Annotated in this window: 24 protein-coding genes and 1 riboswitch; of the genes, 11 read left to right on the top strand and 13 right to left on the bottom strand. The window is 62.3% G+C overall.

Going from position 1 to position 21,918, the window contains the following annotated elements:
- The 3 genes from G8767_RS26660 to G8767_RS26670 all read right to left on the bottom strand — a co-directional run.
- Positions 1 to 481 (bottom strand): universal stress protein (locus G8767_RS26660; protein WP_166812801.1); only part of this gene is annotated, 481 nt, incomplete at its 3' end.
- 10 nt (positions 482 to 491) lie between these two features.
- Positions 492 to 857 (bottom strand): fluoride efflux transporter CrcB, encoded by a 366-nt coding sequence (gene crcB / locus G8767_RS26665; RefSeq protein WP_042926029.1) that lies wholly within the window; start codon positions 855 to 857, stop codon positions 492 to 494.
- Positions 854 to 1,351, bottom strand: coding sequence for a CrcB family protein (locus G8767_RS26670; RefSeq protein WP_042926031.1), 498 nt, complete (start codon positions 1,349 to 1,351; stop codon positions 854 to 856). Before G8767_RS26670 ends, crcB begins: the two co-directional genes overlap by 4 nt.
- Positions 1,352 to 1,361: 10 nt before the next feature.
- A riboswitch (Fluoride riboswitch) is annotated at positions 1,362 to 1,450 on the bottom strand.
- A 255-nt stretch (positions 1,451 to 1,705) separates the two neighbouring features.
- Here G8767_RS26670 and eno point away from each other — a divergent pair.
- From eno to ligD, 3 genes are read left to right on the top strand one after another with little or no spacing between them, the layout of a single operon-like run.
- Complete coding sequence (eno, locus tag G8767_RS26675) at positions 1,706 to 2,971, top strand: phosphopyruvate hydratase (protein WP_042926033.1); 1,266 nt, start codon at positions 1,706 to 1,708, stop codon at positions 2,969 to 2,971.
- Entirely contained in the window at positions 2,968 to 3,306 is a 339-nt protein-coding gene (locus tag G8767_RS26680; RefSeq protein WP_042926035.1) for a hypothetical protein, read from the top strand. The genes eno and G8767_RS26680 overlap by 4 nt, the downstream gene beginning before the upstream one ends.
- A gap of 5 nt (positions 3,307 to 3,311) precedes the next feature.
- Positions 3,312 to 4,217, top strand: coding sequence for a non-homologous end-joining DNA ligase (ligD, locus tag G8767_RS26685; RefSeq protein ID WP_080552816.1), 906 nt, complete (start codon positions 3,312 to 3,314; stop codon positions 4,215 to 4,217).
- Positions 4,218 to 4,862: 645 nt separating this feature from the next.
- Here the strand turns inward: ligD and G8767_RS26690 are convergent.
- Positions 4,863 to 5,090 (bottom strand): hypothetical protein, encoded by a 228-nt coding sequence (locus G8767_RS26690; protein ID WP_037131601.1) that lies wholly within the window; start codon positions 5,088 to 5,090, stop codon positions 4,863 to 4,865.
- 65 nt (positions 5,091 to 5,155) lie between these two features.
- Between G8767_RS26690 and G8767_RS26695 the strand changes: the two genes are divergently transcribed.
- The 3 genes from G8767_RS26695 (at position 5,156) to G8767_RS26705 (ending at position 7,033) form a co-directional block, all read left to right on the top strand.
- Positions 5,156 to 5,878, top strand: coding sequence for an SOS response-associated peptidase (locus tag G8767_RS26695; protein WP_003944653.1), 723 nt, complete (start codon positions 5,156 to 5,158; stop codon positions 5,876 to 5,878).
- 94 nt (positions 5,879 to 5,972) lie between these two features.
- Positions 5,973 to 6,776: a hypothetical protein gene (locus tag G8767_RS26700; RefSeq protein WP_003944658.1), complete on the top strand. Its 804-nt coding sequence runs from the start codon at positions 5,973 to 5,975 to the stop codon at positions 6,774 to 6,776.
- Entirely contained in the window at positions 6,773 to 7,033 is a 261-nt protein-coding gene (locus G8767_RS26705; protein ID WP_003944643.1) for a hypothetical protein, read from the top strand. The genes G8767_RS26700 and G8767_RS26705 overlap by 4 nt, the downstream gene beginning before the upstream one ends.
- A gap of 81 nt (positions 7,034 to 7,114) precedes the next feature.
- Here G8767_RS26705 and G8767_RS26710 read toward each other — a convergent pair whose 3' ends face one another.
- From G8767_RS26710 to G8767_RS26720, 3 genes are read right to left on the bottom strand one after another with little or no spacing between them, the layout of a single operon-like run.
- Positions 7,115 to 8,155, bottom strand: coding sequence for an NAD(P)/FAD-dependent oxidoreductase (locus G8767_RS26710; protein WP_003944645.1), 1,041 nt, complete (start codon positions 8,153 to 8,155; stop codon positions 7,115 to 7,117).
- Between the two features lie 16 nt (positions 8,156 to 8,171).
- Positions 8,172 to 9,407, bottom strand: coding sequence for an MFS transporter (locus G8767_RS26715; RefSeq protein ID WP_011331649.1), 1,236 nt, complete (start codon positions 9,405 to 9,407; stop codon positions 8,172 to 8,174).
- Positions 9,408 to 9,417: 10 nt separating this feature from the next.
- Positions 9,418 to 10,770, bottom strand: a complete 1,353-nt coding sequence (locus G8767_RS26720; protein ID WP_003944612.1) for an NAD(P)-binding domain-containing protein — start codon at positions 10,768 to 10,770, stop codon at positions 9,418 to 9,420.
- Between the two features lie 99 nt (positions 10,771 to 10,869).
- Between G8767_RS26720 and G8767_RS26725 the strand changes: the two genes are divergently transcribed.
- Positions 10,870 to 11,751 carry a metalloregulator ArsR/SmtB family transcription factor gene (locus G8767_RS26725; protein ID WP_037131630.1) on the top strand — a complete coding sequence of 294 codons (882 nt, stop codon included), beginning with the start codon at positions 10,870 to 10,872 and terminating at the stop codon, positions 11,749 to 11,751.
- Between the two features lie 443 nt (positions 11,752 to 12,194).
- On the opposite strand, the gene G8767_RS26730 is transcribed toward G8767_RS26725, so the two are convergent.
- The 6 genes from G8767_RS26730 to G8767_RS26755 form a co-directional block, all read right to left on the bottom strand.
- Entirely contained in the window at positions 12,195 to 12,911 is a 717-nt protein-coding gene (locus G8767_RS26730) for a TIGR02206 family membrane protein (protein WP_003944610.1), read from the bottom strand.
- 89 nt (positions 12,912 to 13,000) lie between these two features.
- Positions 13,001 to 13,420 carry a Rieske (2Fe-2S) protein gene (locus tag G8767_RS26735; protein WP_011331647.1) on the bottom strand — a complete coding sequence of 140 codons (420 nt, stop codon included), beginning with the start codon at positions 13,418 to 13,420 and terminating at the stop codon, positions 13,001 to 13,003.
- Entirely contained in the window at positions 13,417 to 14,679 is a 1,263-nt protein-coding gene (locus G8767_RS26740; RefSeq protein ID WP_011331646.1) for a metal transporter, read from the bottom strand. The genes G8767_RS26735 and G8767_RS26740 overlap by 4 nt, the downstream gene beginning before the upstream one ends.
- Positions 14,676 to 15,737, bottom strand: a complete 1,062-nt coding sequence (locus tag G8767_RS26745; RefSeq protein WP_011331645.1) for a multicopper oxidase domain-containing protein — start codon at positions 15,735 to 15,737, stop codon at positions 14,676 to 14,678. Before G8767_RS26745 ends, G8767_RS26740 begins: the two co-directional genes overlap by 4 nt.
- 244 nt (positions 15,738 to 15,981) lie before the next feature.
- Positions 15,982 to 16,509, bottom strand: coding sequence for a signal peptidase II (gene lspA / locus G8767_RS26750; protein WP_011331644.1), 528 nt, complete (start codon positions 16,507 to 16,509; stop codon positions 15,982 to 15,984).
- A complete protein-coding gene (locus G8767_RS26755; RefSeq protein WP_003944635.1) occupies positions 16,506 to 17,426 on the bottom strand; it encodes a cation diffusion facilitator family transporter in 921 nt (306 codons plus the stop codon). Before G8767_RS26755 ends, lspA begins: the two co-directional genes overlap by 4 nt.
- A 179-nt stretch (positions 17,427 to 17,605) precedes the next feature.
- On the opposite strand from G8767_RS26755, the gene G8767_RS26760 reads away from it, so the two are divergent.
- From G8767_RS26760 to G8767_RS26775, 4 genes are all read left to right on the top strand, one after another.
- Positions 17,606 to 19,537, top strand: coding sequence for a bifunctional copper resistance protein CopD/cytochrome c oxidase assembly protein (locus tag G8767_RS26760; protein WP_047270589.1), 1,932 nt, complete (start codon positions 17,606 to 17,608; stop codon positions 19,535 to 19,537).
- Positions 19,538 to 19,676: 139 nt separating this feature from the next.
- Complete coding sequence (locus G8767_RS26765; protein ID WP_230691701.1) at positions 19,677 to 20,555, top strand: M23 family metallopeptidase; 879 nt, start codon at positions 19,677 to 19,679, stop codon at positions 20,553 to 20,555.
- Positions 20,556 to 20,587: 32 nt separating this feature from the next.
- Positions 20,588 to 20,947: a BlaI/MecI/CopY family transcriptional regulator gene (locus G8767_RS26770; protein ID WP_003944627.1), complete on the top strand. Its 360-nt coding sequence runs from the start codon at positions 20,588 to 20,590 to the stop codon at positions 20,945 to 20,947.
- Positions 20,948 to 21,898, top strand: coding sequence for a M56 family metallopeptidase (locus G8767_RS26775; protein ID WP_047270591.1), 951 nt, complete (start codon positions 20,948 to 20,950; stop codon positions 21,896 to 21,898).
- The last annotated feature ends 20 nt before the right edge of the window (positions 21,899 to 21,918 follow it).

A 21,918-nucleotide genomic window follows, 5' to 3' on the forward strand; every position in this document is an offset into this window, starting at 1 on the left:
TACGGTGAATCAGGTGCGCGGACACCGATTCGCCGGACATGCGTTCGAGCATCGACATGAACCCGCGACGTGGTGTGCCGATGATGATCATCAGTGCGTTGTGGTGTTCGGCGATCGAGGTCAACAGGTGCATCGGATCGTCCTGAGTGCAGTCGTAGGACCAGTTCCCGGGAAGCGGTGCGAGAATGCGGCACGCGTCGATGCGTTCGGATTCGAGGCCGGCAGCGAAGTCGTTCTCGTAGTCGGGAGAGTCGGGATCGATGGGAAGATCGTTCGGGTCGACGCTGTGCCCGACGTGGAGGGCGGCGTTGACGTGCTGCGCGAATTCCACGGCGAACCTCAACGCCGAGTGCGATCCGGCATTGCGGTCGAATCCGACCACCAGATGACAGTTCGGCGGGTGCGCCCGGGGTCCGTCGATGTGCAGTGGTGGCAGTGATCGGAGGTTGCCGGTGAATGCGCTTCGGTGGTCTTTGCTCATCGTGTTCTCCTCACAGACCCGCCAGCGCGAGGCCGGCGGCGCCGGCAGTCACCGTCAAGACGAGGGTGCCGACCGCATTCCCCAGCGCAGGCCAGTAGCGTTGTCGTTGAATCAATCTCACGGTTTCGAAGCTGGCGGTACTGAAGGTGGTGTACCCGCCGCAGAACCCGACGCCCACGATCAACTGCAGTTCACGGGAAGCACTGTGGAAGAGGACAGCTCCTGCTATCAGACCCAGGATCAGGGAGCCGGTGACGTTGATGACGACGGTCGCCCACGGGAATTCGGTACTGCGCCGGGTTCGGATCGCGCCGTCGAGAACGAAGCGGGCCACTGCGCCGACGCTGCCGGCGAGGGCAATCCACACGGTGATCATCGTGAGACCTCGACACGTCGGGTCCGTACCTGCGCGCCCACTGCGATACCGGCGGTCGTGGCGAGGAGACCGGCGATCACACTGGCTACCGCGTACAGGGCGGCACTGCCCAGGTGGTGATCGCGCACGAGGAGATCGGTGTCGACGGCGAGTGTGCTGTAGGTGGTGAAGGATCCGAGCACTCCCGTTCCGAGACAGAGTCGGAGTCGTCGGCGCCATCCGGCGTCGTCACCGAGCCGGGTCAATGCTTCGAGTAGGCACCCCAACAACAGGGCGCCGGCGATGTTGATCGCGAACGTCGTCCACGGGAACTGTCCCGCCGAGGTCGGAAACGCCACCCCCAATCCGTAGCGCAGCGGCGCACCGAGCAGGCCACCAGCGGCGACAGCGGCGATCGCAGACGGGCGAACATGCAACGGGCCGGACTCACGGGGAACGGAATCGGGATCGACCGGCAGTGTCGGGGCGGGGTCGGGCCTACGTGTCACGGACATACTCCTTCCACGGTGGGAAGGAGCCATCAGCCCCGGAGTGGGGCGGTTCAGACAACCCTCCAGAGGGTGCCTAGGCGGAGATCCATCGCCTGTTCTTTTTCGAATATAGCGTGTACGCGGTCTCGCTGTCTTCCGCGCCGCCCCGGGGCAGGGTTTCATATCCGACGACGCGCCGAAGTTCGGCGAGTAGCGTGGAGAACGAAGATGGCGGTGGGGCTCGCCACAACCGCATTGCGCGCCCGGTGGGCACGCCATGCCAACGGTCCCTGGCCCAGCACACAGTGCTGGCCGGGACACCCCTGCACAGGATGCGGATGCTCGGTCAGCGACAACCACATCCCTGAGGGGGAATCGATGTCTGTCTCATTCTCGACTATCCGTGCAGTGGAAATCCTCGACTCACGGGGCAACCCGACTCTCTCGGTGACCGCGCACCTGCGCGAGGGCACCGTGGTCTACGCCGGAGTCCCCTCCGGCGCCTCCACCGGCACCCGCGAGGCGGTGGAGTTGCGTGATCACGACGCAGCACGATTCGGTGGCCGCGGTGTTTCCCGGGCTGTCGCTCACGTCAACGGACCGATCGCCGATGCGCTGACCGGGCGGGTGTTCGACACACTCGCCGATGTCGACGCGGTGATGATCCAACTCGACGGCACTGCCGACAAATCCAGATTGGGTGCCAACGCGATCGTCGGGGTATCCATCGCCGCTGCACGCGCGTTCGCTGCCGCCCACGCACTCCCGCTGTGGCGTTCGCTGGTCCCAGACGGTGTGCAACCGCGGCTGCCGGTACCGCACTTCAACGTTCTCAACGGGGGCCGCCACGCCCCAAACGCGTTGGACTTCCAGGAATTCATGATCGCACCACTCGGGGCGCCGTCCATGGCCGAAGCAGTGCGGGCGGGAGCAGAAATCTACTCGGCCCTGAGAAGCTCACTCGAACAACGCAATCTGGCGACCGGCCTCGGCGACGAAGGCGGATTCGCGCCGGAGGTCGCATGGCCGGAAGAAGTGCTGACCCTGCTCGTGCATGCGATCACCAAAGCCGGCTACACCCCCGGCGTCGACGGTGTCGCCATCGCCCTCGACCCGGCTGCCAGCGAATTCCACACCCATGGCGCCTACGAAGTGGCCGGGCAACGCATCACCAGTGCTGACATGATCAGCCGATACGAGGACCTGGTCGACGAATTCCCGATCTGGAGCATTGAAGACGGACTCGGCGAAGGCGACCTCGACGGGTGGAAACAACTCACCGCCACTCTCGGCGATCGCATCCAGATCGTCGGCGACGACAACTTCGTCACCAACCCCGCCATCATCACCGACGCGATCGCAGCCGGCGTCGGCAATGCCGCACTGATCAAGGTCAATCAGATCGGTACCGTCACCGAAACCCTCCAAGCGCTGAAAATATGCCGAGACGCCGGATACGCGGCCATGATCTCGCACCGCTCCGGTGAAACAGACGACACCTTCATCGCCGACCTCGCTGTCGCCTCAGGATGCGGGCAGATCAAATCCGGGGCACCCGCACGCGGAGAACGCGTCGCGAAGTACAACCGCCTCATCGAGATCGCCGATGCCAACGTCCGCTTGCCATACGGGCTCTCCGCGTGACAGAGCCATACCGGCGGGTCGATCCTCAGACTCCCGAGCCGACCGACGGTCGATGGTTGACCCCGGGGGTGCTCGGTGTGGGTGGGGCGTCCCTGTTCAGCGACGCCAGCCACGAACTGGTCACCAGCCTGCTCCCGACCTTCCTCACCGCCACCTTGCATGCCGGCCCGGGCGCGCTCGGCGCGATCGACGGCACCGCGGACGCGTTGACCGGGCTCGCGAGGCTCGCCGGCGGCCCATTGTCGAACGACCCCGCACGTCGGTCGCACTCGAAAGATGAGCCGAGCGGATATATAGAGAATCGCCCACTTCGATTTCGAGTCGCCACGCACTAGTTCAGATAAGGGCCTTCGAATCGAAATGGGATGGCCAAAGAGCAATAGCAACAACAGGTTCCGTGCATCCGATGCTCTGGTCGCGCAACGGTAACAACATCAGCGCATCATTCCCCGAGATCGTCGATGCACTCCGCTCGGTGCTCGAACACCGAGAAACCGTCCTCGACGGGGAAATCGTCGCCCTCGGACCGGACGGTGTGCCGTCCTTCTCCCTGTTGCAACGCCGGATGCACGTGCTCAGACCCACCGCACAGCTCCGCAACGAGGCCGTGACCTCGTATTACGTGTTCGACGTCCTCGACATCGACGGCACATCAACCAGCGATCTGCCCTATCTCGAGCGCCGCGAGGCGCTCGCCAATCTCAGTCTCGAACACCCGCGCATCAAAGTCCCACCGCACTGGCTCAACGTCGACGGACCGACCATGCTCGAGGTGGCGCGCAAACACCATCTGGAAGGTATCGTGGCCAAGAACATCTCCTCGATCTATCAGTCCGGCAAGCGATCTCGCGACTGGATCAAAACGCCTCTGAGAGCTAATTGTGAGGCCGTAGTGTGCGGCTTCCTCCCCGGCTCGGGAGGTGCGGCAGGAGGAGTCGGATCGTTGATCCTCGGCGCTCACGACGATTCAAGGGTCCTCAGATATATCGGAAACGTTGGTACGGGTCTGACCGATCGACAGCGGCGCGAACTACGAGACAAGCTCGTCGAACTCCATCAGCCGATCAGCCCGTTCACTATCGAGCCGCCGCGAGCGGTCACCCGCAATGCATCCTGGTCGAGGCCGATCCTTGTCTGCGACGTGGAATACCGCGAGTACACCGGTGGCAGCCTTCGGCACCCATCCTTTCGAGGGCTGCGCAACGACAAGACCGCCGATGAGGTCAACGTACCGGGTCGTCACTGAGTCACTGCAACAGTGCAAATCAGAAAGATTCGCTGATGGACAATTTGGTGGTTGTATTGGAGCCCGTTTCCGCAGCCTAAGTAAACGACGGGATCATCTACGAGCCAGGATGTACCAAACCAGAATGGCCAGGAGGGATGCCAGCGAGCAATACGCGAGGAAGCCTCCCATATCAATCCAGGTGCGTTCACCGAAGGGTCCTGGGCTTTATCAGCGAAACCTGGACTTCACGACTGCTGCGTCGGGCGAGGTGGATCCACCACACAGCAACATTGCCCACGCTCCATCCCAGCAGTAGCCACCGAAGCGCCCTGTTGGCTTTGTCGACTGAAGTTCGGTCCTCACTGCGTTGGCGCATGATTTAGTCTCCATCGTCGGCCGGAATACAGCACCTTTCGAATACTGCACATCCGCCAGTCGACCTCCCCGGCCGCCACTGATCGCCACCGGATATGACGAAGCCGCCGGCCCCGAAAAGGGTGTCCAGCGGCTTCACAGGGTCGGTGCCCGTCTTGCGCCTCTCGGCAAGTGGCCGCTCGAAGCGGCATTTCTGGGGTGGTACCCGGGGCAAAGAACCGAACACCGACAGCCTCTACAACGAGACGATGCGCGAACTTATTCCGCGCTGCTGACCAGCAAAGAAGGTCATTTTCGGGTGATGATCGAGCGCAGTACGAAACGGAAGACAACCGCGGTGCCGGCTCCGACCACAACGCCGGCCACCACTTCGGCAAGGAGAACCCCGACCGTGACACCGAGGACTGTGGCGGACGCGACCGCCAACGCGACATCGGCAGGTGCCGGCCGGGGACCGTTGATCGCACAACCCCTTTCCCTGCTTGTGATGTATTTGCTGAGATCATCACACGCCATGCGAGCGTGGAAGTAGGACCCACGCTGTTCAATGGGATAGGAACCGACTACGAGGAGGTCAGGCCATGTGCGGGCGCTACGCCAACCGAAGCTCAGGTAAGGAATTGCAGTCGTTTTTCGACACGATGCAGACTGTCGGCGACGAACTGCCCCCGTCGTACAACGTCGCACCCACTCAGCCCGTCCGCGTGATCCTCGAACGAACCCCACGCGAGGAACCCGGCGCCGAGCCCCAGCGCCAGCTCAGGACGGTCAAATGGGGCTTGCTCCCTGCTTGGTCAAAAGACCGGAAGATGGCGTCCAAGCTGATCAACGCCCGCAGTGAAAGCGTCACGGAGAAGCCCTCATTCAGAAGTAGTGCTTCCAAAAGGCGTGCCATCATCCCGGCCACGGGATACTACGAGTGGATGAAAAGTGAAGCAGGGTCGAAGGTTCCCTATTTTCTTCACGGCGAGGACGACATTCTCGCGATGGCCGGGCTCTACGAGTTGTGGCCCGATCCTGAACTGCCCGAAGATGATCCGAACAAGTGGGTATGGACCTGCACAGTCTTGACTCGGCCAGCCTCAGATTCCTTGGGACACATACACGACAGGTCCCCGCTGATTCTGCCTGAATCGTTCTGGGAACACTGGCTCGATCCGAATCTCACCGACAAAGGTGAAGTCCAGGCCATGATCAACTCCGTTCCGGAGTCGCACCTCGAACCGTACGAAGTCTCGACCGCGGTGAACTCTCCGAGGAATAACGATCCGAGTTTGCTGGAGCCGATCGCTGGACCGGCGTAAAACCCAACCGCTCCCGACTCTGTTTTTATCGAACCTGTGTTCGAGTATCCTGGTGGGCGGGAAGTGCGTGCGGATCCAGGAAAGCGGGGCGACGATGAACCAAAAGCCCCACTCGTCAGCAACAACAGTGCTGACCAAGGCGGAAAAGCTCGAACAGCTACGCCGCAAGATGGCCTCGATCCCTGCCCGCGCGGACGGCACCGAACCAGCTACTCCGTCGGTGATGCTCAAACCCGTAGGCGAGCGTGAGCCAACTCCGATCGTGGCCACCGCGCAATCGACTCTCCGGATGCTTCCCGTTCCGGAGCCGATCGGTGATCTGCTCCCACGCGGGGGGTTGGCACGAGGGACCGTCGTCAGTGTCGACGGCGCAGCCTCGGTCCTGATCGGCCTACTCGCCACCGTCACCGCTGCCGGTGGGCACGTGGCGGTGATCGGAATGCCCGGTCTCGGACTTCTCGCCTTCCACGAGCAAGGGGGCGACTTGGCGAAGGTCGCGCTCGTGCCGCAGCCCAAGGATGCTGGAATCGACTGCGCCGCAATTCTGTTGGAGGGTTTCGACGTGGTTGTCCTGGGCCTCTCTGGTGGCGCTGTAACGCCCTCTCGCGGAAGGGCTGTGGCCGCGCGTGCGAGGAGTAAGGGATCGCTGTTGATTGTCACTGAAGGGCAATGGGACGGTCCGGATCTGCGGATCTCGTCGCGGGTGGCCGGATACACAGGACTCACGGCGGGGAGAGGGCGTGTGACAGGGGTTCGGCTCGACGTCGCGGCCGTCGGCAAAGGATTTCAACAACGCACCGGCAGCCTGGAGATCCGGGACGAGAGCGGACAGCTCCGCTGGGCGACCGTCGACGACACCGCCCTCGCATCGACACCGCCATTGAGGGCTGCACAGTGATCAACACTGACCACTGGACCGAACGCTGGCCCGATCACCCCGTGATCAGGACATTCGACGAGCCGAGGGCAGTGAAAGTCGACATCGGCCGCGCGCTCCCGCTCGGGCGTGGGGGAGCATCACGCGCCGATCACGTGAGCATGCGGGTGAAAACGTCCGCGCTGTACATGTCCGGATACCTGGACGGAATTTTGAGGTACTGGGCGGGAAAATGCACGATGGCCAATGGTTGGCTTGTAGACAGACTTTGCGGTTGACCATTGACCACATCTGCAAATGTGGGTGGGTGAAGCTTTGAGGAGACGAGACTTTCGGTAGACGATGCCATCACGTCGGTTTCAGACTCCGAGAGTCCGGACGACATGGTGTGCATCGCGGCCCACCCCACGTAGGGACGCGGACGAGAGGCTTCGTTGCCATTCCAGTCCCACGTACCCGAGCCCGGGGTGGGTGGTGGACAGACCTTTCTTGTGGCGGGGACGGCCGGTGTCGGTGAGTGCCCCTAGTTCTGTGAGGTAGTCCAGGTTGGGGGTGTATCCGGTGGCGAGGATGACCGCGTCGACGGTTGTTGTGGTGCCGCCGGGCCAGAAGGCTTGGTTTCCTTCGAGTTTGGTGAACATGGCGCGGCGTTGCGGTGCGTCGGCGGTGAGCGCGGCGCGGTAGCGGCCGGTGTCGAACACCGGCGACGTCGGTGGCCGCGAGAGGAGATGCCCGATCGGGAGGGTGTCGATTCCGGTGTACTTGAACCAGAAATGCATGTCGCGACGTAGAGGGCGTTGCGGCGCGAATGTCACGGGTTTTCGGCTGGCCAGGATCACATCGGCTGTTTCGGCGAGCTCGGCAGCGATCTGTACTGCCGAGTTCCCGGCTCCGACGACGATGACGTTCTGCCCCGTGTAGGTGGTGGGTTCGCGGTAGTCGGCGGCGTGCACAACAGTCCCGGTGAAGGCATCGAGCCCCTTCAGTGCGGGAATGTGGGGAGTGCCGAATCCTCCTGTGGCGGCAATGATTCGAGGGGCAGTGAAGATGGATCCGCTGTCGGTCCGGACGGTGAACTGGCCCTCGCTGGTGGTGACCGTGTCGGCTCGCTCGTTGACGTGGAAATCCACATCGAGAGTCTTCGCGTAACGCCGGAGATAGTCGACGACTTCGTCGCGGCCGGGATAGCGGTCACCGTCGCCGCCGAACGGTAAACCGGGGAGGGAGCTGTACTTTGCTGGTGAAAACAAAGTGAGGCTGTCGTAGTACTGCGGCCAGGATCCGACAGGTTCGCTACCAGCTTCGACGATTGCGGTGTCGAGCCGCTGGCGGCGCAGATGATGCGCTGCGGCCAAGCCGGACTGACCGCCCCCGACGACGATCGCGTCGTAGTGCGTCATGAGAGTTCTCTTTCGGTCAGGAAGTGATCGGAATCGTTGTGATGGTGCGGAGGGCGGGGATGGTTGCTGCGCTGATCACCGCGCCGACCAGGGCGATCGCTCCAAGGACGAGGTAGGCGTGGGCGTAAGTACCGGTCCAGGTGGAAAGCACGGCGCCGGCCCACGGCGCCAAGGCCATGACGATGACGATCGGCGCGGACATCAGCCCGTTGAGGCGCCCGTAGTGTTCACCGCCCCAGCGGTCGGTGATGGCGGTGGCCTGTATCAACGTGAAGATGCCGCGGACCAGTCCGGCGCCGACGGCGATGCCGATCAACGCCGCCGCCGAGCTCGCCAGACCTAACCACGCGGTGCTCAGGGCGGCAACGACGATGACCGATACCGTGCGTACGCGGACACTGGTTTTCGCTGCGAGCGGTAGGTAGAAGATGCGGCCGATGACCTGACCGGCGCCGCCCAATCCGAGAGTGAGTGCGGCGAGGCTGGGACTGAAACCGCGTTCGATCAGCAGCGGTACGAGGTTGAAGACGCCGGCGGATGCGGCGAAGGCAGCTGCAGCGAGGGCGACGAGCAGAGCAAGAAATGGGATGCTGCGGGAGGTGCGGTGATAGTCGCCGGGCTGCGCATGGGGTAGCCGGTCGGGGTTGGGCCATCCGCCACGCAAACCCCAGATATGTCCGGGGATGGTGATCACAGCCAGTATGACCGCGAGGATCAGGTAGGTTGTGCGCCAATCGAATCGATCGGCCAGAGCGACAGACAGCGGCGCGAAGACGGTACTGGCCAGACCCGCGGCGAGGGTGAGAATCATCAGTGCTTTGACGTAGTTGTCGCCGTACCAGCGAGTCAGTGCGGCGAATGCCGGTGGATACAGCACCGCGCCCATCGCGATTCCGGCGAACACCCAACCCGCGAAAAACAGTGGGAGGGTGTGAGCTGTCGCGATGACCACCAGTGCGGGTACAGCGAGTACAGATCCTGTGGTCATGACCCAGCGGGGCCCGTGGCGATCGAGGATCCGTCCCACCGGTATGCCGACGGCGGCGGCGGCGAGTTGGCTGACCGAGAACGCCGCCACGATCACAGCGCTCGACCATCCGGTATCGCGGGAAATGGCTACCGACAGAACGGGAAACGCGTAGTACAGAATCCCCCAGCTGGTGATTTCGGTCAGACACAGCGCCACCAGGACCCGCCGCAGCCCCGACGGATCGAGGCTGACGGGGCGAGGCGGATCTTCGATGGTCGTCATCGGCTGTGCCCTATCCGCAGGAGTTGGAACTGCCGGAGGGACTGGACAGCGAGATCAGCTCCGGAGCAGGTGCGGCGCAGCAGCCACCCTCGGATTCCGCGGTATCGGGTTCGTCGAAAACACCAGCGCCGCCGCAGACTCCGGTTTCCGGGAGGATCAACTCCACCCGGGCGGCGGCCTCGTGATCGCCGGCGAGTTCGGCGGCGATGCTGCGTACCTGCTCGTACCCGGTCATCGCCAGGAACGTCGGCGCGCGGCCGTAGCTCTTCATCCCCGCCAGGTACATACCCGGTTCGGGATGGCGAAGTTCTTTCGCGCCGTGCGGATAGACCGTGCCGCAGGAGTGGACGTTCGGGTCGATCAGAGGCGCCAACTGTGTCGGGGCCTGCAGCACGGGGTCGAGGCCGAGTCGGATTTCCGACAGCCACGACAAGTCGGGGCGGAATCCGGTCAAGGTGACGACGTTGTCGACGTTCTCGATCCGGGTGCCGGCATCGGAGACCAGTGCGAGCTGACCATTGTCGGCGGATTCGACGGCGGCGGTGCGGAAACCGGTGACCACGGTGAGAAGTCCGTCGTCGACAGCCTTCTTCGCGCGGAGTCCGAGTGCGCCGCGAGCGGGCAGCTCGTCCGACTCACCGCCGCCGAACGCGGAACCGATAGCCCCGCGGCGAACAGCCCACGTGATGCGCGTACCGGGGGCTTGCTTTTCGAGTCCGGCTAGCGCGACGATGGCAGTCAGTGCGGAATGGCCGCTGCCTGCGATGACGGTGTGTTTCCCGGCGAACTGGGCACGGATCGCCTCGTCGTCGAGGTCGGGCACACGGTAGGTGATCGCGGCAGCGGCAGCCCTCTCGCCGAGGGCGGGCAGTCCTTCCCCGCCGAGCGGGTTCGGGGTGCCCCAGGTGCCGGAAGCATCGACGACGGCCTGGGCGAAGACGCGGTCCTCGCTGCCGTCGGCGCGGCGCAGGTGGATGGAGAGAGGTTCGGTATCGCGGCCGGCGTCGACGACCAGGTCGCGGCCACGTCGGGCGACGCCGATCACCTCGGTGTCGAACTGCACCGCATCACCGAGGGCGGCGGCGAGGGGTTCGAGGTAGAGCTGACGCCACTGCTGTCCGGTCGGGTACGCATCTACGTCGGGAGCGCTCCACCCGTTCTGCTCGAGCAGACACTGCGCGGCGGGATCGACGAGTTCGGACCAGCGGGAGAAGAGCCGGACGTGATTCCATTCGGCGATCGCCGTACCGGCGACGGCGCCTCGCTCAAGCACCAGCGGCGTGAGTCCTCGTTCGCGCAGTTGCGCGGCGGCGGCGAGGCCGATCGGTCCAGCTCCGATCACGACAACGGGTAGTTCGGTCATCACAAATTCCTTTCATCGACAATGATCGATCTTTAATTCGAACTGTATCGATATCAGTCGATGAATGCAACCATCGACGAAGGTCGATATAGTGTGTGCATGACATCGCTGCAGACCCCGACGGTGCGCGTCGGCGATTCGGACCCAGGTGCGGTCGACTCGAATGTGCTCGAGCAAGCTGACGCCGACACCTACGCGCAGTGGTTCGCGTGCCTGGCCGAACCGATGCGGGTGCGGCTGCTGCACCGCGTCGCGAGCGCTGCTGGCGGCATCACGATCGGGGCTCTCGCCGAGGCGTTGGGGATCGGGCAGCCCACGGTCTCCCACCATGTACGTAAGCTCGCCGATGTGGGATTCGTCAGCCTGCGCAAAGAGGGGACCAGCACCGTTGTCGCGATGAATCCGACGTGCTGCGTCGCGTTGCCGCAGGCCGCCGACATCGTGATGGGAGTTCTCGCGCCGCGGCCGTGCTGCCCGAGCGATCTTCCTGACGATGTCGCCGTCCGGGTCATGTCCGATGACGACTGGGACGCCGTTCTGCGGATCTACGGCGAAGGGATCGCCACGCGCAACGCCACTTTCACCACCGAAGTCCCCAGCCGGGAGTATCTCGATGCGCAGTGGCTGCCGAATCATCGCTGGGTCGCCACCATCGACGATGTCGTCGTCGGCTGGGCTGCCCTGAGTTCGACCTCCGGGCGGGACTGCTACCGCGGAGTCGCCGAAAATTCCGTCTATGTCGCCGACGGGATGCGCGGGCGAGGTGTCGGAAAAGCGTTGCTACGCAAGCAAGTCATGGCAGCGGACGCGGATGGGCTCTGGACCCTGCAGACGTCGATCTTCCCTGAAAATCGCGCCTCCGTCTCCCTGCATCACTCGGCAGGGTTCCGCACCATCGGGATCCGCGAGAAGATCGCCCAACTCGACGGGATCTGGCGCGACACAGTCCTGCTCGAACGCCGAACGGCAGCGGATTCCTGATTTTCTGAACCGCCAATCGAAGCATTTTTCGGCAATCGATCCGCCATATGTGATCAGCAACTCGAAGCAACCCCTTAGCTCGAGTGCAGAGTGAATCTGCTGAGACGTGATTCCCGCTGTAACTGGCAAATTATTCGTGGGCTGGTGTCACGTCCTCCTGCAGTGAGTTCTTGAGGGCTCGGGATCAGCGGCTTCACAGCAGAGCGGTCACCGTCGGGGATGTACGTGCAGACGAACTGGAGCGGGTGAAACTGAAAGTCTTCGCGAGTCGCCGATCGGAGTGTGCAACGCCGCCTGCATCTACATGCCGGTTGAGTATCACATCTGCTGCTCTCGCTTGCCTGTCACTCGGCTGCCCGGTAGCTCGATTGGGCAGGACTGTGCAGATTGTTGCTGAAAAGCGGTCGGTCCATGCCAGGGGTGCGGAGGTCGAGCGAGGACGGCTAGACCACGGGTTGCGCGGCGTCCTTGTCGAGAATTCCGTCTCTCTCCCACGGCCACGTCATCAGAGCCCAGATGATGAATACGATTGTCATCCCAGAAAACAGATACACCGGCCACGGACCCATCAGGTCCAGCAGCGATGCGGTGGAAGGTTTGGCGTTGAGAAAGCCGTAATTGGTATCGGCGATGCGATTGAAGATGAAAGTGACTATCGCCCATGTCAGCGTGACCAGTACCGCGAAGCGGTAGCTGCGCCATGTAGGTCGCATTCTCCGGCCCCACGTGAGATAGATCGCGGCCCAGACGACAAACAGGTGAATCGCCCAGAAGGCAAGAAACTCGTAACCGGGGAAGTCGGGCCCGGCCAGAGCCGGTGAAATCAACGCCTGCGTACTCAATACAAGCCCCCAGTAGTAGGTGAGGGCGAACGGCCAATGTCGGTGCGACCACAATGCGTAGATCGCGGACACTGTCGCGAGATCGGTGAGTTGTAAGGGTACGGATCCTCCTAGCGTGGGTGAGGACAGCGAGTAGAGCACCGCCGAGCCGTATATCACCGCCAGTATTCCGCCGAGGGCGCGGCTGAGGTGGCGAGCTTGCGCTTCGGTCTGTCTACGTCCCGCCCAGATCAGAAACACCGAACCCGCGACAAACAGAGCGATGGCTGCCCAATGCGATGGGCCGTACGCCGAGAACTCGGGTTGTGCAGAATACACATCTCTCACTTCCTCAGCGCCGCCGAACGCACTGTTCCATAACAACCTTCGCAGATAGCTGTCCCAGTTCGGAAGTGCCGTTCTCCGGCTTAGTTGACGATGATCGTGTCCGCGGTGCGAGAAAGGGCGTAGCTGTGCAGTGGCTTCTGAGCAGGTCGTTGCACGACCGAGCCATCGACGATGGAGTATCGGCTGCCATGACATGGGCAGTTGATCGTTCCATCGCTGACCTCGGAGACTACGCATCCCTGGTGGGTACATACCGCAGAGAAGGCTTGGAACACGCCTTCCTGCGGCTGGGTGATCACGACTTGCTCGTCCGCCAGAATGACTCCGCCGCCGACAGGAACCGCTGATATCGGAACCTCGGCACTGCCCAGGGTTACGCCGGGTGCATTGCTGTTGTTCTGGGTGCTACATCCGGCAACGGCGAGACAAGTTGTCGCGCAGGCTGTGAGGAGGACCGTTCTGCGCCCGACCTTGATGTCGGATGGATCGATCGTGCTCATGCGGGGACCACCAAACCAGTGAGAAACATCAGGAGTATTCCGACACCGACGCCGACGAGAACCATCGGATCCAGATCCGAGCGGCCTTGTGTGCGCAAGGACGGTGCAATTTGGATGACGACCTGGATGATTGCGCCGACCCCGACTCCGAGCAGCAACGCAGATACTTCACGGTTGTCGACGCCCGCCCCGATAACAGCACCGAGAATTGCCGGCGCACCCGCGATCAATCCCAACCCCAACAAGGTCAACAGGGGGGTACGTCGCCGAGCCAACGGTGCGATGATCGCGAGTCCCTCTGTTGTGTTGTGCAGGGTGAATCCGATAACGAGGAACGCGCCGAGCGCAAGCTCACCTACCGCATACGCGGATCCGATCGCGAGGCCTTCTCCGAGATTGTGCAATCCGATGCCGATGGAAATCATCAGTGCCAGTCTGAGTTCGGATGCACCTGTCGTACCGGCTGGGCGTCTTCCGCGTAGGTAGCGGTCGATGCACGTGAGCGTCAGGAAGGCGATCGCCGCGCCGAGAACGACGAGAGTGCCGCCGCCGAAGGCTCCGCTCGAGGCTGCTGCCAGCTTGAACCCCTCGCTCGTGCCGTCGAAGATCAAAAAGGCGAGCAGACCGACCGTGACGGCCAGCACGAATCTGACTGCCCTGACGCCGGCGCCCCGCATCACAGGTAGCAAGAGCATCCCGAGCAGGACCGGGATGACTCCGACGTATGTGCCCAATAGAGCCATCAAGCCGAAGAACGCCACTCCCGGGACGGGAGTTGCTACGGCAGCGGGAATTTCGTGTTCGATGACCAACCCTGTGGAGGTGAGCATCGAGACGAGGTACGGCTGTCCGGTGATCCACGGGTAGTCGAGGGTGATCGTCTGGGACTCGAGTCTGCCGATGGGATCTGCAGCGCCTACCAAATCGACGAATGTGTCGTTCACGGCAACTTGCGCGACGGTCACCGCGTCGGGGCCGGTGTTGCGTAGCGTCAACGTGATTCGGCCTGGTTCGAGGGCCGTTCGTTCGACGGAGATGTTCTCGATCGGTGGGCCGGTGCGTTCGGGGAGGCTTTGTCCGGCGAGCATTGCCAGCGCAGTCAGGGCGATGACGATGATCGCGAGTACTGCGGCGCCTCGGAGCCAAAGGCCGGTGCGAGATGCGCCTGTTTGATCGGACTCTGTATGCGCGGAACCCGCAGTGTCAAAGGAATTCTCATGAGTGCTCGTAGGAGAGGGAGGATCTGGGGTGCCGGTCATTCGGTCACCTCGAAGAATCCCATCCAGCCCAGATCGGCGAATTCGGTCTTGTGGGCGTGGAACATGTACTTGCCCAGGTAGGGAAAGCGCAGTTCGCATATTCCGCGCTGACCTTGGGCCTGGATGATCGTGTCCGTGAATTCGCTGGACTCGAGCCGAGTCCCGGTCGGGTAGTAGTCGAAGAAGTTCCCGTGCACGTGGAAGCTGTTGATCGGATCGTATTCGAGGACGTTGACCAGGTAGATGCGAACCAGCTCGCCTCGTTTCACCTGTACCGGTTCGTGCATGTGATGGAACGGGATGCCGTTGACCGCGTAGAGCTGGTTTCCTTGCCCGTCGAATGTGGTGTTGTAGCCGTGCATCACCATCACCATTTCGTCAGCCGCCGGGCGCCCCTGAGCTGGATCGACGATGAATGTGCCGTACATGCCGCGGGCAATGTGCTCTGCAAGTGGATTGACGTGGCAGTGATAGAGATGCAATCCGAAAGGGGTTGCATCGAATTCGTAAGTGAATGATTCGCCCGGCTCGATGATGCCCCGACCTACCCCGGGAATTCCGTCCATGTCAGCGGGATGGATTCCGTGAAAGTGCATCGTGTGAGGGTGCGCGGAACCGTTGACGAACCGCACCCGGAGCCGGTCTCCCTCACTGCATCTCAAGGCGGGACCTGGAATGCGGGAGTTGAAGGTCCACGCGGGAAAATAGACTCCGGGTGCTACCTCGATCTCCTCGTCGGCTGCGAAGATCTCCCACTCGCGTAGCGTTCGACCGTCAGGCAATTCGGAAGTCGTCCCGTAGTCGAAGTCACGCAGCATTGCCGTGGGATGAAACCCGTTGGCAGTGTGGTTCACCTGCTGACCGGCCCGAAAGGTCGCACCGCTCGTGCCGCCGTGACGGACTCCGCCGTCTCCGTCAGGTGCGGCGGTACCCGGGTTGGTGTTTCCGGGATGCTCGGTAGGCGATGCGCCCGCAACTCTTCCTGCGTTCATCATGAGTCCGGCTGATCCGGCGAGCGCCCCACCGATCAACAATTGTCGCCGCGACGGTGCGCTCATGGCCACCCGACCGAAGCATCGACATTCCTGGCAGTCAAAAGAGTCACACCTCAAAGTTTGTCATGCCGAACTTTATTTTCATAGCCCCCAAACTATCCGAACGCATTCGACCGAAAACAGGCGGACCGCGGAAATTTTCGACGAGTGGGGCGTCGTGGTTTCGCCACCTCGAACCGCAGAAGTTCGCAGAGATGGACTGCTTCCCTGTCGACAGCGCTCCGGCTCCCTCCTCGCTCGAATCAGGTCACACGGATTGCGGACGCTGAATCTCACGTTCGGACCCGCGCGCGGATTCGAACAGCAGCGACACGGCGACCAGGATGAATCCACAGGTGAGGTAGGTATCGGCAAGATTGAAGGTGGGCCACCAGCCGGTGTGGAAGTAGTCGGTGACCTTCCCGTCGAGGGCTCGGTCGACCACGTTGGAGGCAGCTCCGGCGACAATCAGAGCGAAACCGATCACGGCCACCCCGCGACTTTGCGGGACACTCCGCCAGGCGTATACGGCGATTCCCATGGTGGCGAGGCCGGTAAAGGCGATGATGACGGCACTCGGCAGCTGATTGCCCAGGCTGAAGGCGACACCACTGTTGTAAGCCAGCCTCAAACTGACGACGCCCAGATCCATCTCGTTGGCCCCGGACAGGTGCTTCCGCGCAACGGGCTCAATCGTCAGGGCGACGACGACCGAAACGAGCACCGTCGTAGCGAAGAGAATTCGTTTCTTGCGATGGGGGGATTTGTCGTTCGTGGTCACCTCGTTGGTACTCACCACGGAAGCTCCTGGCAACGCCCGTCACCCGCGGCGGGTTCTACCTGCAGGGTCGCGTGAACGAGATTGAACTGGGTGGCCAACAGATCCTGGGCAGCAGCGAGAACCTTGGTCGGATCGGACTCCTCGTCGATCGTCAGATGCGCCGACGCAACTTCCATGCCCGATGTGAGCGTCCAGATGTGAAGGTCGTGGGCGTCCTTGACCCCGGGGATCCCCTGCAAGGCTTGCGTCACCTCGGTGATGCTCACGCCGGCGGGGGCGTGCTGGAGCAGGATCCGCAGGGCATGGCGGCCGAGATTGTAGGCACGCGGTAGGACGAACAAGCCGATCGCAACACCGATCACCGGATCCGCGTACCGCCATCCGAAGATCAGTGTGACCAATCCGCTGATCAGGACTCCAACGGACCCGAGCATGTCAGCCATGACCTCGAGATAGGCGCCCCGGACGTTGATGCTTTCCTTCGCCCCGCTGCGAAGGAGCAAGAATGCCGCGATGTTCATCACGAGGCCGACGACAGCGACAATGCTCACCGGGAGTCCAGGGACCTCAGGCGGATCGGAAAGTCGACCGAGAGCTTCGTAGAGAACCCATCCGGCGACACCGAACAGGAGTAGGGCATTGAACAAGGCAGCGAACACCTCCGCCCGGTACATACCGAACGTGCGATCCGGGCGCGATCGCGCTCTTTGCGCAAGCAAGATAGCGGTCAATGCCATGAGGATGCCGAACACATCGGTGAAGACGTGTGCGGAGTCGGAGAGCAGGGCGAGCGATGACGTGGACAACCCCACGATGACTTGCGTGACGAACGTGACCAGACCGAGCCCGACGGCTATCCATAATTTGCGGACATGTTTACCCGATGCACTCGCAGCTTGTTCCGCAACGCCGTGCCCATGGCCGTGACCCATCTCGATATGCCCTTCTCGCCTATGACTGGAGCGTCGTATTCTCATATGCGCATATTTGCCAACGAGAGAGTTTCAGTAAACCCTGGCTGAAGCACCCATGCAACTATCCGTCATAGTATTTTGGTCCGGAGCGCCGATCGCGCGGGCGAGATCCACAATGCTGAGAGGTCCACCCGCAAATGATCGAAACCGAACCGTCCGGCGCCGATACCCTCGTCGTCGGACGACCCATACGGAAAGTATTGGGATGGGGTGTCATAGCTGCAATCACTGCGGCGGCATTGGCGCGCGCATCAACTTCCGAGGCGCTGCGATTGCTCGGACTTCCAGATCCGGGGCCCTTGACGATTTACGGACTCCCGGCGGTGATGGCGTTCGGCGAGGTTGCCGCCGTGATGACCGTAGGCAGTCTACTTTTGGCTGCCGTTCTCGTTCCGCCTCAAGCCTCAGGTGTACTCGATGTCGACGGATATCTGGCGCTACGAACCGCAAGCGTCGCCGCCGCTATCTGGGCGGTATGCGCGGCGCTGCTCGTTCCACTCACCCTCTCGGACAGTTCAGGCCAACCTCTCTCCGTCGTGTTCGCCGATCCAGGGCTGTTCGCTCGCGCGATTTCGGACATCGATGTCACAACTGCATGGGCATGGACCGCAGGGCTCGCACTCGTGCTCGCGATTGCGTGTCGTCTGACCCTGCGATATTCGTGGACACCGTTACTTCTCGCATTCGCTTTGTTCAGCCTGCTCCCCAGGGCATTGTCGGGTCACTCCTCTTCGGGTGGATCCCACGACATCGCCACGAACAGTTTGGTTCTGCATATCCTCGCGGCGTCGATTTGGATGGGAGGAATAGCGGCTCTCGTGTTGCATGCCCGCAGAAAGGGGAGCTATCTCGACTTCGCCGCGCGCCGCTTCTCGGCCGTGGCACTCATGGCGTTCGTCGTCATAGCGATCAGCGGTGTGGTCAACGCTGCCGTGCGGGTGCCGCTCACCGCGGTGTGGAGTAGCACCTACGGTGTCTTGATTCTTGCCAAAGTCGCCGCCTTGGTCCTCACCGGACTGGCAGGTTGGCGCCAACGGAAAATCGCGATCGCCGAACTGACGAAGGATCCTAGCGACGGTCGCACCTTCATTCGTCTGGCAGTGGTGGAGTCGGTGGTTCTCGCAGTAACCGTCGGTATCGCCGTCGCCCTGGGCCGCACGCCGCCCCCGGCGCCCACGGAGCGACAGGATCCGAGCAGAGTCGAGGAGGTGCTCGGGTATGCGCTCGATGGCGTACCGACTGCGGGCCGCTTGCTCGTCGACTGGCGATTCGATCTCATTTTCGGAACTCTCGCCGTGGTGTTGGCTGCGTGCTACGTCGTCGGCGTTTTTCGCCTCCGACAGCAGGGCGTGCAGTGGTCGACGTTCCGATCGGTCAGCTGGGCTCTGGGGTGCCTGGTGTTGCTTGTCGCAACATCATCGGGAGTGGGTAGGTATGCACCTGCAGTGATGAGTATGCATATGGCGGCAACGTCCGCCGTGGCGGTCCTTGCTCCACTCTGTCTGGTCCTGGGCGCCCCGTTCACGCTGTTCAGGCTCTCCGTTCGGCGATCGTCCGGAGATGCGCCGGGGCTGAGGGAATGGGCGCAAAGCGTGTACAGAGGCTCCTGGTTCCGATTCATGTCCCAGCCCTATGTGATTGCTGTGATTTTCGCCGGAGCCCTGCCTCTCCTTTACCTGGGAGGGATGTACAGCGCTGTCGCCGGCTCGCACGTCCCCCACCTGGTGATCAACGGAATCCTGCTGATCTGCGGTTTCATGTTCTTCTGGGTCATGGTCGGCGTCGATCCCTTGCCGAGACGAGCGAGCGCCGCGATCAGGACGGCCCTGCTCCTTGCGGCGTTCTTGGCCTACGGGGGCCTCGCAGCAGCACTGATCACCACTGACGCGGTGATTGCCGATCAGTACTTCACATCGTTGCAGCGCGGCTGGCTCGACGACCTCGCACGAGATCAACGGTTCGGTGCCGGACTGATACTCGCGATCGGAGCAATACCCCTGGCAATCGCGACAGGGCTTCTCCTCAACGCGTGCTGCTCGCCGAGATGTCATCGCGCGGCAGATGAGTAGGAGAAGGTGCATTTGCAGCGGGGCGTCTCGTCGAGATTCTGAATTTTGTCAACGCTCGCCCAAAAACTATGCGAAATAGTAGTACGCTGTCTGGGACCGTCACCATTCTGTGACCTTCCGCGACGCAAGGAATGCGATCTTGGCCCGACACCGCAAGCCCGACACCGACGATCTCGACTGCCCACTTCGGGAAAGTAGCTTTTTCGACACGCCACGCAGCGATCGCGACCTGCCAGTCGACACGATGTACATCTCCACCGCATCTGCAGTCGACCGTGAATCCGTCGCTGCAAGCGTTCAGGCGCGACGCGGCGGCGCTCATCGCCGACAGTCCCGCAATCGTCCTGGTGGACGGGCTTTGGTTCTCTCTGTCGCCACCGGCGCTTTGCTTGCCGCCGGCACATCCGCCTCACATGCATCGACAGGGAGCGTCAGTGTTCCCGTCGAGCTCGACCAGCAACCGTTGGCACCTCTCGAGCAGGCGCTGGCATCGGCTCCGGAAATTCTCCAGGTTCCCAAACTGGCCGAGCTGGGGAGGCTGGCCGAACAGTTGGCTCGAGGCACCGAACGCGACACCGATCGCGCTTCGAGAGAGGCAGCTGCACGCCAACCGCTGACGATGGCTCCTGTCAGCGGAACATTGACGTCGAACTACGGACCGCGTTGGGGGTCGACTCATTACGGGTTGGACATTGCCAATGAGATCGGTACACCTATCGTGTCCGTCACCGACGGCACGGTACTCGAGTCCGGACCTGCGTCCGGTTTCGGACTGTGGGTCCGTATCCTGCAGGATGACGGGACAATCGGGGTCTTCGGACACATCAACGAGACTCTGGTAACCGCGGGTCAAAAGGTGCGTGCCGGAGAATTGATTGCGACGGTAGGAAACAGGGGACAATCAACAGGGCCACATCTGCATTACGAGGTGTGGCAGGCAGACGGCCAGAAGGTCGATCCCATGGCATGGTTGGACGCGCGTGGGGTACAGATCCAGCCTCCGGCCGTCAGTGACTGACGCAATCGACGATTTCCGAAGGGGGAAGGAAGATGAAGAGACTCGGCGGGCTCGAATCCGAAGTGATGGATCTCCTGTGGGATGCAGAAGAGCCGCAGTCTGTGCGGGATCTGGTCGACCGCTTCGAGGGCGGCGCCCCGAAGGCATACACCACGATCTTGACCGTCGTGACGCACCTTCACGAAAAAGGGTGGGTGCAGAGGGAAAAACGAAGCCGCGCATACATCTATTCGCCATCGCGTAGCCGCGATGAAGCGACCTCACTGGCCATGCGCGAATTACTCGACAACAGCAATGACTCTGTTTCAGCGCTTCTGCACTTCGCGCAAAACGTCTCCGATGACGAATACGAGGCACTGCGGCGAGCACTGGATCACGGCAAGGTTCGGTAGATGACTCTCGCCGCAGTCCTCCTTCTCGGGGCCGTGCTCATCGGAGCGTTCATGCCCAAGGTTTTGCGGCGTTTCGAATCGACCACTCTGGCTCCTGCAGCGATTCTCGCGGCATGGATCGGCAGCATCGTGGGTCTGGGATTCCTTGCCGTATCGGCAGTAGTGATCCTTCTGTGGCCGAGCCATGCACCAGCGGAAGGGCTCTCCGAGGCCCTTGTGCGATGCTTCACTGCCTTCCAACACGCGATGGCCCCCTGGATCGGGGAAGCGCTCGCTGTCGGCGGAGTTGCGGTTACCGCGCTCATCGCCGTTCGCAGCTTGTTCTTGGCTCATCGGCAACATAAGGGCCGAGCCAAGGTCCGCGACTACCACCGTGATGTCGTATCGATCATCGCCCGCGCAGATCCGGCATCGGATGACGTTCTCTGGCTTGATCATCCGATGCCGATGGCCTACAGCGTCGCTGGACGGCCGGGATTCGTCGTAGCGACCAAAGGTCTCTCCGATTGCTTGACTGCATCCGAGCGTGAAGCGGTGATCGCCCACGAGCGGGCACACTTGCGAGGTCACCATCACCGAATCATCAATGTGTGTGAAGTCTTCGCGAAGGCGCTGCCGGTGATCCCGCTGTTCAAAGCGGCTCCCGCTGCGGTGCGGCGGCTGGTCGAGCTCGCTGCCGATGATCGGGCCGCACAGGCCACCAGCCCCGATGCCGTCAGGTCGGCGTTGCGCGTGGTGGCGACGTCGCCGCTACCTCAGCCGGTGTGGACTCTCGGGCTCGGTGACGACGAGATCTCGGTGCGCTTGGTCAGGCTGCAGACGGATTCCCGGATTCGCGGCACCAAACTGGTCTGCATCTCTGCTGCGATGCTCCCGATGATCGTTCCCGTCATCGCCGCGTTGACCACCATGGTCGTCTTCTCTGCGTCCGCTCATGCCCTCGTGACCTGACGGCAGTCGGAAAGGGTGGC

This window comes from Rhodococcus sp. IC4_135, from assembly GCF_011602025.1.
Classification (GTDB): domain Bacteria; phylum Actinomycetota; class Actinomycetes; order Mycobacteriales; family Mycobacteriaceae; genus Rhodococcus_F; species Rhodococcus_F baikonurensis.